Source organism: Yinghuangia sp. YIM S10712 (assembly GCF_051388935.1).
Taxonomy (GTDB): Bacteria; Actinomycetota; Actinomycetes; order Streptomycetales; family Streptomycetaceae; genus Yinghuangia.
In genome coordinates this window covers 1-13,119 of the sequence record NZ_JBPKBI010000044.1, presented here as the reverse complement: position 1 = coordinate 13,119, position 13,119 = coordinate 1, and the positions used below count along the sequence as shown (strand labels likewise).

The 13,119-nt window shown below is 69.3% G+C and carries 13 protein-coding genes; 4 read left to right on the top strand and 9 right to left on the bottom strand.

Annotated features, from left to right (window positions below; genetic code table 11):
• Window positions 1-220, top strand: a 220-nt coding sequence (locus tag ACRX5W_RS32715; protein ID WP_436792030.1) for an SDR family oxidoreductase, incomplete at its 5' end; no start/stop codon positions are given.
• A gap of 292 nt (window positions 221-512) precedes the next feature.
• Here ACRX5W_RS32715 and ACRX5W_RS32710 read toward each other — a convergent pair.
• The gene (locus ACRX5W_RS32710) at window positions 513-914 is read right to left on the bottom strand and encodes an ATP-binding protein (protein ID WP_436792029.1); all 402 of its coding nucleotides are present in this window, start codon (window positions 912-914) and stop codon (window positions 513-515) included.
• 214 nt (window positions 915-1,128) lie between these two features.
• Here ACRX5W_RS32710 and ACRX5W_RS32705 point away from each other — a divergent pair, with 214 nt between their 5' ends.
• The 3 genes from ACRX5W_RS32705 (at window position 1,129) to ACRX5W_RS32695 (ending at window position 4,571) form a co-directional block, all read left to right on the top strand.
• Window positions 1,129-2,664, top strand: a complete 1,536-nt coding sequence (locus ACRX5W_RS32705) for a helix-turn-helix domain-containing protein (protein ID WP_436792028.1) — start codon at window positions 1,129-1,131, stop codon at window positions 2,662-2,664.
• A gap of 265 nt (window positions 2,665-2,929) precedes the next feature.
• A complete protein-coding gene (locus tag ACRX5W_RS32700; RefSeq protein ID WP_436792027.1) occupies window positions 2,930-3,466 on the top strand; it encodes a hypothetical protein in 537 nt (178 codons plus the stop codon).
• Between the two features lie 94 nt (window positions 3,467-3,560).
• A complete protein-coding gene (locus ACRX5W_RS32695; RefSeq protein ID WP_436792026.1) occupies window positions 3,561-4,571 on the top strand; it encodes a DUF4331 family protein in 1,011 nt (336 codons plus the stop codon).
• 379 nt (window positions 4,572-4,950) lie between these two features.
• On the opposite strand, the gene ACRX5W_RS32690 is transcribed toward ACRX5W_RS32695, so the two are convergent.
• The 8 genes from ACRX5W_RS32690 to ACRX5W_RS32655 form a co-directional block, all read right to left on the bottom strand.
• Window positions 4,951-6,813 (bottom strand): helix-turn-helix domain-containing protein, encoded by a 1,863-nt coding sequence (locus ACRX5W_RS32690; RefSeq protein ID WP_436792025.1) that lies wholly within the window; start codon window positions 6,811-6,813, stop codon window positions 4,951-4,953.
• Window positions 6,814-6,895: 82 nt separating this feature from the next.
• Window positions 6,896-8,155, bottom strand: coding sequence for a cytochrome P450 (locus ACRX5W_RS32685; protein WP_436792024.1), 1,260 nt, complete (start codon window positions 8,153-8,155; stop codon window positions 6,896-6,898).
• Complete coding sequence (locus ACRX5W_RS32680; protein WP_436792023.1) at window positions 8,152-8,742, bottom strand: GTP-binding protein; 591 nt, start codon at window positions 8,740-8,742, stop codon at window positions 8,152-8,154. Before ACRX5W_RS32680 ends, ACRX5W_RS32685 begins: the two co-directional genes overlap by 4 nt.
• Complete coding sequence (locus ACRX5W_RS32675; protein WP_436792022.1) at window positions 8,723-9,103, bottom strand: DUF742 domain-containing protein; 381 nt, start codon at window positions 9,101-9,103, stop codon at window positions 8,723-8,725. Before ACRX5W_RS32675 ends, ACRX5W_RS32680 begins: the two co-directional genes overlap by 20 nt.
• The gene (locus tag ACRX5W_RS32670; protein WP_436792021.1) at window positions 9,100-9,537 is read right to left on the bottom strand and encodes a hypothetical protein; all 438 of its coding nucleotides are present in this window, start codon (window positions 9,535-9,537) and stop codon (window positions 9,100-9,102) included. Before ACRX5W_RS32670 ends, ACRX5W_RS32675 begins: the two co-directional genes overlap by 4 nt.
• A gap of 7 nt (window positions 9,538-9,544) precedes the next feature.
• Window positions 9,545-11,041, bottom strand: coding sequence for a hypothetical protein (locus ACRX5W_RS32665; protein WP_436792020.1), 1,497 nt, complete (start codon window positions 11,039-11,041; stop codon window positions 9,545-9,547).
• Between the two features lie 169 nt (window positions 11,042-11,210).
• Window positions 11,211-11,531 carry a cupin domain-containing protein gene (locus ACRX5W_RS32660; protein ID WP_436792019.1) on the bottom strand — a complete coding sequence of 107 codons (321 nt, stop codon included), beginning with the start codon at window positions 11,529-11,531 and terminating at the stop codon, window positions 11,211-11,213.
• 470 nt (window positions 11,532-12,001) lie between these two features.
• The gene (locus tag ACRX5W_RS32655) at window positions 12,002-12,301 is read right to left on the bottom strand and encodes a hypothetical protein (protein WP_436792018.1); all 300 of its coding nucleotides are present in this window, start codon (window positions 12,299-12,301) and stop codon (window positions 12,002-12,004) included.
• Between the last annotated feature and the right edge of the window lie 818 nt (window positions 12,302-13,119).

Genomic DNA, 13,119 nt, shown 5'->3' with positions numbered 1-13,119 from the left:
CATCCGGATCAACGCGATCTGCCCCGGCATGACCTGGACCGGCCTGGCCACCGACGACCCGAACGCCGAGCCGACCGACTCGATCATGAAGGCCCAGCCCATGCATCGCTGGGGACGCGCCGAGGAGATGGCGGCGGCGATGCTCTTCCTTGCGAGCGACGAGTCGTCGTTCATCACCGGCGTGGGGCTCCCGGTCGACGGCGGCTACGTCTGTCCCTAGCGAGACTGGCTTGTCTGAGCCTTGTCCACCTCGACGTGACCGCTTGCGTCGCCGGCCGATCGATTGCCCCGGGGCCAGGCGGCGTTTCCGGCTACGGCGAAGGGCTTTTGCCGCCGCCTCGTGCGTACCGAGTCGCGGTGCGAGACCGGTGCCAGTCCGGCGATGGTGACATGATGGGCGCCCCTTGAAAGTCCAGGTGGTCGGACGGTCCGGCATCGAGTGAGGTTCCGTGATCGCGTCGGTGCGTGGCCGTTGCCGTCGGGCGCGTGACATGGCCTGTCCCGATCCAATGTCAAACGGTGAGGATCGCGCTGACGCGTTTGCCACCGTGGGGGAGCAACTCCGCATACCATCGGGCCGCGAGCGCTGCGACGAGGAGCAGGCCCCGCCCTTGCGCCTCGGTGGGCTCTCGAACGGGTTCCGGTGGAAGGTGATTGCCGTCCTCGACACTGATTTCGAGTGTGCCGCTCTTGTACGCCGTGACGGCGATCTCGCGTATGCCCCCGCCGTGGCGCTTCGCGTTCGCGCCCAACTCGGTGAGCACCAGCGTGGCATCGTCGATCAGGTCATCCCTCCTCATCTCGTGCAGCATCGCTCTCATCCACGCGCGTGCGTGAGCCAAATCGTCGGGCCGCTCGACAGGGGGCTCCCAGACGTGGCAGGCGCGTCTGGGGCGAACGAAATCTGTGGTCATGCTCTGGTGGCCCTTCGTGGTCGGCCCCGGCTGATGGGCGGCACTGTCCTGACTTGTTACGACGCTACGCAGGCGAGTGCGCCGGAGTGGGTGTGCAGCGCCGGCAACGGCCGGCATCAGGGTGTGCAGTGGGGGCATCCTCTGTTGTTGCCGTCCCCCCACCGCTGGTATCGGCTGCGCGGACGGCGCAGGGCAGGACTGCGGAGGTCATGGGTTGGCTGAGACGACACCGCCGGCACAGGACGCCGAATGGCTTCAGTCGGTGAACGGCTTGCTCGACGCGGCCAGGGGAGGCGACCGCGCACTGGTTCGTCACCTGAACAACAAACTGGGGGCGTCCTGTTGGACGCTGGTGATGGACCAACTGGGTGGAGTCCGCAGCGCGGAGCCGGCGTCGTCCGCCGCGCATGCACCGGCTCTCGCCGAGACGTGCGATCGCCTCTGGAAGCGGAAGGGCAGCGCGGTCACGAACGTGGGCGACCACGTGGTGCTGCTACAGACGCTGGTCGGCCACGACGACCTCGTGTTCGCTGTCGGCGTCCACGGTTCGCTGAATGGGACACGGCGCTTTCTGATCAATACGGCAGCCCGGCTGCTCGCTGTGGCGGCGGCAGCGCTCCGTCGGCAGCAACAGGCGGAGGCCGCGCTCAACGGGGGTGTCCTGAACCTGCTGTTCGCCGGGGACGCGCACACGGCCTCGACTGTGATGCGCGGCCGCGGCGGCATGCCTGTCGAACCCGTGCGCTTCTACCGCGCCGACCCGCAGGCATCCGCGAGACAGTCGGTCCTCGACCTGTTCGGCCGACTCGTGGGCAGCGACGGCTTCGTGGCCACGACGACCGACCACGTTGTGGCCGTTGTCAGCGCGGGCAGCGGAGCCGACGGCCGTTTTCGTGAGGCCGCGGCGTCTCTGGGCAAGCAACGTCTCTACGTGGGGGCCTCGGATCCCGCCGCCCTATCGCAGTGCCTGGCCGCCTACCGGGAGGCCGGCCACGCGTTGCGCGCCGGTCGCACGGTGCAGGAGCCGGTGACAGTCTTCGGGGCCCTGGCCGAGCAACGCCTGGTCCGACTCATACCCGAGCCCAGGCTCCTGGAGTGGGCGGTGACACTGCTGCGCCCGGTGCTGGAACATCACGAGGCTGTCCAGCTCACCGAGACGCTGTACACCTGGCTCACGTTCCACGGCCGGACGTCAGTGGCCGCCGTCGACCTGCGAGTGCACCGCAGAACGCTGGAGCGCCGCCTCCGGTTGGTCGGTGAGCTGCTCGGCGCCGACCTGGGCGACGAATGTGTGCGTGTGCGGCTGCATCTGGCGTTGCACGCACTTGACCGCGCCGACACCCTGCCGCCGTACGGCCCTGTTCCCGTACACGTGGACCGGGACTGCCTGGTCTGGCTGTTGGACATCGACAGGAGCCTGGATTGGGCCTCCGCGGTCATGAAGCCGCTCAGAGCGGCGGACCCCGACGGCCGCCTGCGCCGGACCTTGCAGGTGTGGCTGGAGCGGCACGGCGACACCCACGGCACGGCGGAGGTCTTGGACGTCCACCGCAACACCGTCGCGAAACGCCTCGCCCGTGTCGAGGAGTTGACCGGTCACACCTTGGACTATGTGGGTAACCGAGCCGAGCTCTACCTGGCCCTGCTGACCGACCACCACGCACGGCGGGGAACCCTGCCACGAGAGGCGTTCGAGACGGCAAGGCGGTTCACTGACGAGCCCGTGCTCCGGTCTGCCGAGGAGCCGTGAAACCCCAGGTCTGTCATGCGGGCCGCGTCAGACTGCACACCTGGCGCCGCGCGGCTGCCAAGTGTGCACACACCTCGCTTCGTACCGGGCCTGAATAGCATCGCGACCAGCCGCATCACGCAGCGAGCATCTGGATTTCCCATGGCGGCCCGACGTGCCTGCCGCGTGCTCGCGACGTACATCACGACGAGTGAGAGCACGGGGAGGCAGCCGGATGAATGATTCGGGACGCAGTGATCGGCAGGACCACGGGGCGGACGGCGCCTTGACGCGCAGACGTGTTGTCGCCGGCCTGTTGGCGGCGCCCATGGTGATCGGCACGGGGAGCGCAGTACTGGCGGCTCCGGCGTCGGCCGCACCGAATTCCCTTGGGAAAACCGGCTCTTCGGCTCAAACGACGGCGAACGCGGCCCGGGCCGGGGCGCGGCACTTTCGGGAGCCGTTCCTGAGGCCGGGATTTCGGCTGCGCCTGCCCACCGGCGCGAGGGTCATCCGGGGCGCGGTCGGCGACATTCCACAGGAATGGCCCAACATCCGTACCGCGGAAGAGGAGTTGGTGGACCTCTCGGTGGTGCCCGAGCACGGGGCGCCGTCGCGCTCCGTGTACGTCGCCGGGTTCACCGAAGGATGGTACGAGCTCGTCGACTTGCAGGGCCGTACCCGCTCGCAAGTGCTATGGGACGTCGGGCGCTTCCCGGGCCTGCTGGTGCGCCAGGAGTGGGGCGCGAGCCGTGGATTCCCCATGCACGGAAAGTTCTTCGCGCTGGGCCTCGAACCGTTCGCCCGCTGCCCGTTGGGCTGATTCGAGTACTGATGGCGTCGCACCCGGTCGGAACCGACGACGCCGCAACACCCGTAAGGTCCCCCTCCACCTGACTCGAAACGGGAGTTCTTCCTTGTCACACCACTTGGATTCCGAAGCCGCCAGGCAGGACCCTCGACTGGACATCAGTGACGTCTACCTCTTCAAGGGGCAGACGGGAACCGTGTTCGTCATCAACGTCGACCCGCTGTCGGCGACGGGTGGCTTTCATCCGGAGGCACTCTACGAGTTCAAGATCGACACGAACGGCGACGCTGTCGAGGACGTCACCCTGCGCGCCGCCTTTCGGCCCAAGGATTCCCTTGGGCGCCAGGACTTCGTCCTGTCCCAGCTGCGCGGAGCGGACGCACAGGACCGCGACGCCGCCGGCAGGGTGGTGGTCACCGGGCAGACTGAGCAGGCCGTGACCGGACCTACCGGGATCCGTATGTGGGCCGGGAGCGCAGGGGAGCCGTTCTACATCGAGGGGAACGTCGTCACCGCGGTCCGCACGGCGGTGACCACCGGCAGCAAGCTCGACCTGAGCGCCTACAACCCCGACACCGCCACGAATCTGTTCGGGGACACCAACGTCACCGCGATCGTCCTCGAAGTCCCCGCGACGGTGACCGGGACCGGCAGCATCGGCTTCTGGGGCACTACCGCGTTGCCCGACCACCACGGCGGATGGGTCCAGATCAACCGCGCGGCGACCCCGCTGATCAACACGCTGTTCGACTTCACCGCGGGCGGCACCGTCGACTACAACGCGAGCGACCCGGTGCACGACCAGCGTCTGTTCGGCCGCCAGGTCCAAGACGACGTCGCCGCGGTCGTGACCGCCAACGGCACGATGGACGCCCGGCAGGCCGAGCTCTACGGCCGGTACGTGCGCGGCATACTGCTGCCCGACATGCTCCGTTACCGGATAGGCAGCACGGCAGAGTTCGGTGTCGGTTGCCGCAACGGAAGGGGACTGACCGAGCCCACTCCCGAGACCATGTTCGAGATCGTCTTGAGCCAGTCGGTTCCCATGGGGCTGGACTCCGGTGACGCGACAGGCACGCTGCGTTCGTCATTTCCCTACCTGAGCCTCCCGATCTGAATCGACACGCTCCGGGGACTGTCCGCTCAGCGGTGCGCTTCCAGCGGAGCCACTGGGCGTAAAAGTGGGTTCCACGCCGGGCGTCCCTGGTTGCGCTCGCTTGAGTCGGCGTACGGCGCCGGTGAGGTCCTCGCGGCAGTGCGCCACGGTCGAGTGCTGGCCGCGGCGCCGACCTGGAGCGGCGACACGACCGACGAAGGCCTGACGTGCGCTTCGCGGCGTCCTGGCGCGCGCTTCGCCTTACGTCCGGACGCCTTGGCCCGTCCCAGGTGTTGTAGCGCCGGGTCTCCGCGCGGAGCGTCGGCGGATTCCAGCCGAAACCGCGGGCTGACCTCAACCTCTTCCCCCGCGCCCCGCACACGTGGCAGCTCAGTGGCGCTCAGCCGCCAAGGGGCACGCCACGGTGTGTTGTCCAGGTCCCCTGGGTGGGGAGGGCCGGGTGGGCGCTTCCCGGAGGTGTGGTCGCGTACAGGGCGACGGTGAGCGGCCTGATGCCGCTCAGGCGTTGTTCGCCCTCCTCCTCGGTGTCCTGCGGCAGACCGGTGATGAGGTCCTTCTCCAAGAGGGGCTCCGCCGCCCGGATGTGCGAGCGTACGGTCTTGGTCGCGATGCCCAGGCGTGCCGCGGTGACGTCGGCGTTGAACTCGGAGAGCACCCAGGCGCGCAGGGTGCGGATCAGGTCCCGCCGGTCGTCGGCCAGGGGCCGCAGTGCCTTGTCCGCCCAGGCCCTGACCTGTGCATGGGTGAGCAGGTGGTGTAGGGAGACATCCTCCGCATGGTCCGAAGGGCCTGCCGGGTGGGTGTTGACGATCTGGATGGCCAGGGACAGCGCGATGCGGTCGAGGGTGCGCTCGGGGTTGATCCCGACTCCGGCGCACACCTGGTTGACCCGTCGTGCCACCGTGTTGCGGTGTACGCCGATGATGCGCGCGGCTGCCGACGTACGGAACTCCAGTGCCATGGCGGTGGCTTCGAGGACCTGTCGGCCCTCTTTGGGCATGCTCAGGATGGGCTGGAGGAACCTGCCGGCCCACGCCCGCGCGGGGGCGGCCGGGAGGATGTCCACGAGCCCGGGCGTGCGTGACGAGGTGATGACCGTGCGTTCGGGATGATGCGCCGCGCGGGCGAGGGCGTCCGCCGCCTCGCCGTAGGCGTTGCCGACGCCTTCGAGCGGATGGGCCAGGCTTCCCCCGACGGCGACGTTGGCCGTGCTGAACGCCTCGCGCACCTTGCGCAGCTCCGACTCCGCGTCGTGGCCCGGGTGTTGGGGGACGACGACGATGATGTGCTCGTGGTAGGCGGGACATCGGACGGCGAGCGCATGGCCGTCCAGGCTGCGCTCCACCTCCGCCATGACGGTGTCCCTGTCGGCTCGCGCACAGTCGACGATGAAGACACGTGCGGACTCGCTGTCGAGCAGGCCGGGCGCCACTCCGGCCATGACGCGCTGCGCGTGGGTGGCGTTGCCGGTCATCAGGAGCTGGAACGCGGAGAGCCGGATGCCCCGGACAGCGGCGGCGAAAGGAGCGTCCGACTGCTGCCGCCGTGGGGCGAGCGCGAAGGCGAGCGCCCCGGCTGCGTGGGTGACGACCGCTCTGTCCGCCCGCGACTGGGGCTCTTTGGTGGCGACGATCAGCACTTCGTCGGCGGAGAGCGGGACGGTACGCGCGAACAGGCCTGCCGGAGTCGTCTGGTGCGGGCGGTCCGGGTGCTGTGCGACGGATGCCAGGGAGAGGGGCGCGGCGGCGGGCGATGCCGCGAGGATGCCGTCGGCGCCGCGGACGACGACCTCCGCATCCAACTCGCGGGCCAGGAGTCCGCTGATGTTCGGGACCGTGTCGGAGGCGGGTTTGAGCTGTTCGAGGAGCGCGCCGAGCCTGGCGGCATGGCGCCGGGCACAGGCGACGCTGAGATCGAGTACGGCCCGGGCCAGGTCGGACCTCCACACCGAGAGCGACCGCGTGGAGGTGAGGAGGGGGAAGCGGTGGCGTGCGGCGGCCTCGCGTATCTCGACGAGGGATGCGTCGTCCGGCGCGTCCGCGATGACGAGTCCCGCCGCGCGGCCGACGGACAGTGTCTGGAAGAGACGGTCGGCCACCTGGAGGTTCGCGACGTTGGAGACGATCAGCGCCTTCTCTGTGTCCGTTCCGATCCACTGGTTGCCGGAAAGAATCAGGGCGCAGTGCACTTCTCGATCCGAACCGGCTCCGGCGCCTATGCCGAACTCCGGGATTGCGCTCAATTCGCGTAGTGAAAACATTGCCGCGTCTCCAACTGTCACTGTCGCACCAGAACACACCAGAACAGAAAGAACTGTCCGTAAGTTATCGTTTCGCCGCGTCGGCCATGGGGGAAAATCGGTGGTTTTCCGGTGGGCGGCCCGGTGCATGCGGTGGGACTGGCGGAACCGGCGGAAACAGCACGCCGACGTGGACCGGGCACTGCTGGAACGGGCCGGGCCTGCCGGCGATCGCGGGCGTGGGCGTGGTCAGGTCCCACACGGCGTCGACGACCGTTTCGATCGCCGTCTCGGCGATGGTCGCGGCCAGAATCTGCGCCGGGCAGCGGTGCGCACCCGCCGACCACGCCAGGTGACTGCGATCCCGGGAGGCGTTTCGCCCGGGCCTGTCGGGGTCGAGTCCGGTGGCGGCGTGGCTCACCAGGACAGGTACGCCGACCGGTATATGCACACCGTGCAAGACTTTCGGAAATCGTGCGTAGTGGACCGACGCGTTCGCCACCGGGGATCGCGAGGAAAGGGTTTCGTTCATCGCCTGCCTGATGGTCACCGCGCCGCCGACGAGTTCACTGGCATAAGCCCGCTCGGTGAGCAGGGTGTGCAATGTCGCACCGATCCACGCGGCCGTGGGTGCAGCGCCGAGCAGGATGACGGAAGCCAATTGGCATTGCACTTCCCGGTCGCTGAGCAGCGCGGGATGGGCGAGCATCCACGACGTCACATCGGCGCCGGGACGGTACTTCTTCGCCGCGATCACCTCGCGCAGGACATGTGCCAGTTCCGCGGACGCCTCGGCCGCGTCCTGCTCGGCGGCGATGACGGACCGGATGTGCGCGCGGATCCGGTCGGCGGCGTCGGGAGGGCACCCGAGGAGGTCGGTCAGGGTGCGCAGGGACACCGGATCGGCGTACTCGGCCATGAGATCCGCGTGGCCGCGGTGGGCGAACGCGTCGATGAGGGTGCGCGCATGCCGCTGGACGGTACGCCGTACCGCGTGCAGGTCGACGGCGGCCAGGCAGTCGTCCACGGCACGGCGCAGCCGCTCGTGGTCGGGGCCGTCGGTGTGCTGGAGGCCGCCCGCGTACATCAGCGCGAGACTGGCCGGGACGCCGCCGTGGGCGAGCGCTTCCCACGCGCCGGGGTCCCTCGTGTACTCGGGGTCGGTGAGGAGTTCGCGCGCGGCGGCGTGGTTGGTGACGACAAGGACGTACACGCCCTCGGCGATCTGGCCCCAGGCGACCGGTCCCACGGCGCGCAGCTCGTCGTAGGCGGCTGCCGGGCGTTCGCTGAACGCGGTGCCGAACAGCCGTGGCACGATGGGGCTTTGGTCGGTCTCGTAGGTCATGGGGCGGGGCTCCCTGCGGGGTGGAGGATGTCGGTGACCAGGGCGATCAGCGCGCGTTTGGCCGACTTCACGAAGCGCGCGTCGAGGAAGACAAGCGGACGGTCGCAGGGCAGGGACAGAGCGTCGCGCAGCACGTCTTCGGGGTAGGCGGGGGCTCCCGGGAAGGTGTTCACGGCGACCACGTAGGGCAGGTCGGCCTCCTCCAGGAGGCCGATGGATTCGTACGATTCGTCGACGCGGCGGGTGTCGACGAGCACGAGTCCGCCCATTGCGCCGTGCAGGAGGGAGCGGATCATGTCGGCGAAGCGCGGCTGGCCCGGGGCGCCGAACAGGTAGACGACGATGTCGCCGCCCAGTGTGCGTCGTCCGAAGTCCATGGCGACTGTCGTCGTCGACTTGGTGTCCACGGTCAGGTCGTCGACGAACTGGCCTGCCCGCGTGAGCCGTTCCTCGGTGCGCAGTGGTCGCATCTCGGAGATTGTCGCCACGTACGTGGTCTTTCCGACTCCGAAGGCCCCGAGGACCACGATCTTGACCGATCGCGCCCCGAGGGGCAGATAACGACGGTCAGAGGCGCTGGAGGCCATGCAAAACCCTTTCGAGGAACTCCCGTTCGTGAGGCTGTGCCAGGGGGACGAACGGCTCTGCGGTGCGTATGTGGCCGGTGCGGACCAGGTCGGCCACGAGGGCGCGGACGACGCCGACGGGCATGTCCAGGTAGGCGGCGACATCGGCGACGGACAGGACCCCCGGCTCCAGCAGTGCCATGACACGCCGCGCCTGGACGCGCAACCCCTCCCGCGGCGTCGTGGTGTCGGCCGACAGCAGGGTCGCCACGTCGACGTCCGGCTGCGCGGGTCCCGGCTCTTCGCCTCCGGGGGTGATGACGGTGTGGGAACGGACGACGCCGCGGCGAGTGTGGCCACCACCGCCCGCACCGGGGCTCATGCCCGCGTGAGCATGTGGCGGTCCCGGGCCGCCAGGACCGGACCCAGGGCTTTGATGAGCTTCAGTGCCTTGGAGAGCGCCAGTTGGACGTTCTGGCTGATCGACTCGCCTTCCACGGCCACACCCAGGCCGCTGTTGTGGCCGGCGGCAAGCAACAGCACGGTGTACCGCGTGAAGTCCATGATCTGATAGCGCATCAGCAGGTTCTCCGGCGTGGTGCGGCAGCACTCGGCGAAGGTGTCCTGCAGGGCGGCGATGCCGGCGAACGCCGCGCAGGAGCGCTCCATTTCGTCGCGGCCCAAGCCGTCGGTCGCCGCCAGGGCCAGTCCATCGGAGGAGAACAGGACCGCTGATATCACGCCTTCCCCCAACAGGGCGTTGAGTTGCGGGCGGAGATCGGCCATGTCTGCGGTGGCGTGCTGGTACTCGGACATCGGGTGCTCACCCTTCGTTGACGTTGTCTTCTCCGCCGAAACCCGCCGCGAGAACACCTCGGAGCTGCGCGAATCCCTCGGCGAACGACTCGGGGTCGGACACGTCCTGGAGCCGAGGTTCGGCGTGCCTGCGTACCGCCCGACGGGGTTGGCGTTTGGGCAGCCCGTGCGCGGTCAGGCCGGCCACGTCCCCGGCCCGCGCGGTCGCCGCCGACGGGACCGCGGTGCGGGCGGGCTCCAGGTCCGCGCTGCCGGCTCCGGCCGGTGCGAGGTGTCCCGACACCGGTGCTGTTTCGCGGGTCCGCCGGTGCCCGGGTTCGCGCGGCGCAGTCGCGGCCGGGGCCGGAGGGACCTGCTCGCTGCCTTCCGCGACGAGGCGTTCCGCGGGAATCAGCAGATCCGCCCGAACACCCCCCGAGGCCGATGGCGACAGACCCACCCGCAGTCCGTAGGCGTGCACCAGGCGTCCGATGACCAGGAAGCCGAGCTTGCCGGGCTCGGCCAGCCCGGTGACGTCCGTGGTCCCCGATGCCAGGGCATGTTCGGCTTCCTCCAGTTGCAGCGGGCTCATGCCCAGGCCTTGGTCCTCGACCGTGATCCGCATGCCGGTCGCCACTCTGTGGACATGTGTCGCCGCCACGTTCCCGGAGTAGGCGGTCGCGTTGTCCAGCAACTCGGTGAGAGCCACGATGACCGGCTCCACCACCAGGCCCTCGACCACCGCTTCACCGGTGTGCGCGTGGTACGTGTACTCCACCGCCTCGCTGTGCCGGATGCGCCCGCGCGCGCTCTCCATGATCTCCGCGACGGTGCAATTGGCCCGCTGCACGCCCGGCCACGACTCGGTCAGGATCCTCAGGCGCTGCACGGTGTGCGTCGCCAGCGTGACACTGTGGTCCACGCGCGCCAGTGTCTGCGACGAGGCCGCGCCGCGCCCGGAGGCCGAGGCCAGGTCGTCCTGGTCGTCGAAGGCGTTGTCGATGTCCCGCTGGGCGCGGGTCAGGCTCGCCTGGATCTCCTCGGCGGCGACACGCACCCCAGCGCGGGCGGAGTCCTCCACACGTTGGCGCACGGCGGCACCCGCGACGCGCACCGCGTCCTCGACGGCCTCCAGGTACGCGGCGGTCTCGGACCCGTCGAACGCGTCCGGACGGCGCAGCCCGGCGGGCGCATGCACCCGTACGCCTTGGAGCTCCTGCACCACCGCGGGCAGGCGGACGTCGACGAGATGCTCCAACTCGGCCATCACAAGCTGGTGTTGCGCCCAGTTCCGGGCAGCCTCCGCGCGGGCCTCCTCGACCTGCGCGAGCGCCGCCGTCCGCGCTGTCTGCTCCGCCTCCCCGACGCGTTGGTCCGCTCTCGCGGAGGCTTGCTCGGCCCGCGTCTGGGCCCGTTGGAGGCGCTGCTCGGCGCGACGCCGGCCCGGCAGGAGACAGGCCCAGGTCAGGCCTGCCGTGATGCCCGCGCTCGAAGCCCCGACGAGAAGGTGTACGTCATTGATCACGAGGTCTCAGCCAATCGCCGCACGAACAAGAGCCAACGGTGCCGGGCCGGTTCGGAGAAGAGCTCGTCTCCGGAACCCTCGGATCGGTCGGTCGGAACCCGGGACAGGGGCGCCCGGGTTCCGGGGACCCACGCGCTCACGCGGGCGGATCCCATCCCGAACCGATCGGCTACCGGCCGGCCGGGTGGAACGCGAGGACCGTGCAGCCGTCCTTCGACTGCGGGAAGTGCACGGAACCGGGACTGCCGACGATCACGGTGCCCTTGCCGTACTCTCCGTGCCCGTCGCTGAAGACCCCTTCGGTGACCAACAAGATCTCCGGCAGGCTGTGCGCGTCCTCCCCGAACGCGGCACCGGGCGCGAATGTCAGCTCCATCACGACGGACGGGTCCTCCTCGGTCCCCTCCTTGACCACGCGGGCGGTGATCCCATCGGTGACCCCCAGCGGGGACGTGTCCTGTATCGACGTGACACTGAATCCAGGCAGCATGATCATCCTTCTCGGAACTGGCGCGCCCCCCGAAAACCGGAACCGCGCACTTCGGTCCCGGCTGAGGCGATCAGCACGCTAGGCCAAAGCCCGGCTCCCGAACTACGGCCCCACTGCACCAAATTCCGTGCGCGAAGGGCCGCCGTGCACCATCGCCGCACCTTCGGGTTCCGCTGCCGCACCACACCACCCCGTCAAGGGGGCTCCCGTGCACCACGCCGAACACACGCCGAAGATTCCGCACTACGCACCGTCGACGACCGCACGTACGCGCGGGCCTGACGAATGTCGCCCTTGCGGTTACCGTCGTGCAGGCGAGTGTGGGTCGTGTTCGTGCTTGTTGCACGCCGGTCGGTAACCGGGCCCGAGGTGTTCCCAAGCGTTCGGGACGTTGACGCGGGCGCTGTGGGTTCGCCGTACCGACCCCACGTGTTGGTCAGTGGGGAAACGAGCATGCAGTGGCTGGTCCGTCAGGCGTTGCGGGCCTGCGGTACGCGCACCGGGCGTCGCTCGTCGAGGCGCGCGAGGCGCTCCATCGCCTCCCGGTACTGGCCGGGGGACAGCGAGCCGCAGCCCAAGGCGGCGATGCACTCCTGCTCCTGGTCCTCCAGCGCCCGCGCGTTCCCGTCGGCGTCGGACGCCTTCCAGACAAACCCGCGTGGACGACGCCGGAAGAAACGCTTCGGAAGGAGGCGGCGCCGCACTTGCGGGGGCATTGCCAGGCACAACAGGATTGCGACGACCAGGACCACGACACCGATGCCGATCATTGCGTCACCTCCTCGACGCCATACATCCATGAAACCTCGGCGGGGCAGATTCGGACAGGGCCGAAGGTCCCTCGGGACGGCCATCCGGCGTGGCTGTGTCTCGCCTCCCGCCGCCGCGTTCCGCCGCGTGCGGCCGGTCGTTGCGGAGCGCATGCTGGAGAGGAAGGCCGCCGACGGTACCGATCCCCATGAGCGGTTCGGTGCGGTACCCGGCGGGAGGCGATCGGGACTTTCCCACCGCATTCCACCAGGCCAAAGCAAGCGAAAGTGGGCTGCCTCGGGGGCAGCGGGCCGCGTACGGCCCGGCTGAGTCGGCTTGAGGTGGCATCGGCGGAATCGGTTGCCGGGGCCGGGCTTTCCACTCGTCGGGGCCACTCACGCGAGGAGGTGTCCGAGATGACGCGCATCAGGACCCTGAAACGCTCCACTCGCCGAAGGAGCTCGCCCGGACCGCTTGATCTGCGAACGCCTTCCGGGCGACTTCTTCCGTACTGACTTCGCGCCGACGCACGCCGAGGGCGAGACGCTACGCTCACCGGGTGCCGGTCTGCGGCCTCTGCCTCGCCGGAAACGCTTCAGGTAGTGGCAGGCGTCAAACCGCCCGCAAAGTCGCGACGGCCTCCACGATGCCGTCGCGTTCCAGCCGATCACTTGCAGACCGCCGCCCGCGATTGCGTAGCGTCCACGAACCGCCGGCGGCGGTCGTCACGTGCGGAACGGAGTCACGCCGTCGCTCGTTCTCATGTTACTACTGATCTTTGCGAATTGGGTTGTTGATGTTTCGTCAGGTCAGTCCGGTTCCTGCGAGGAAGCCGTTG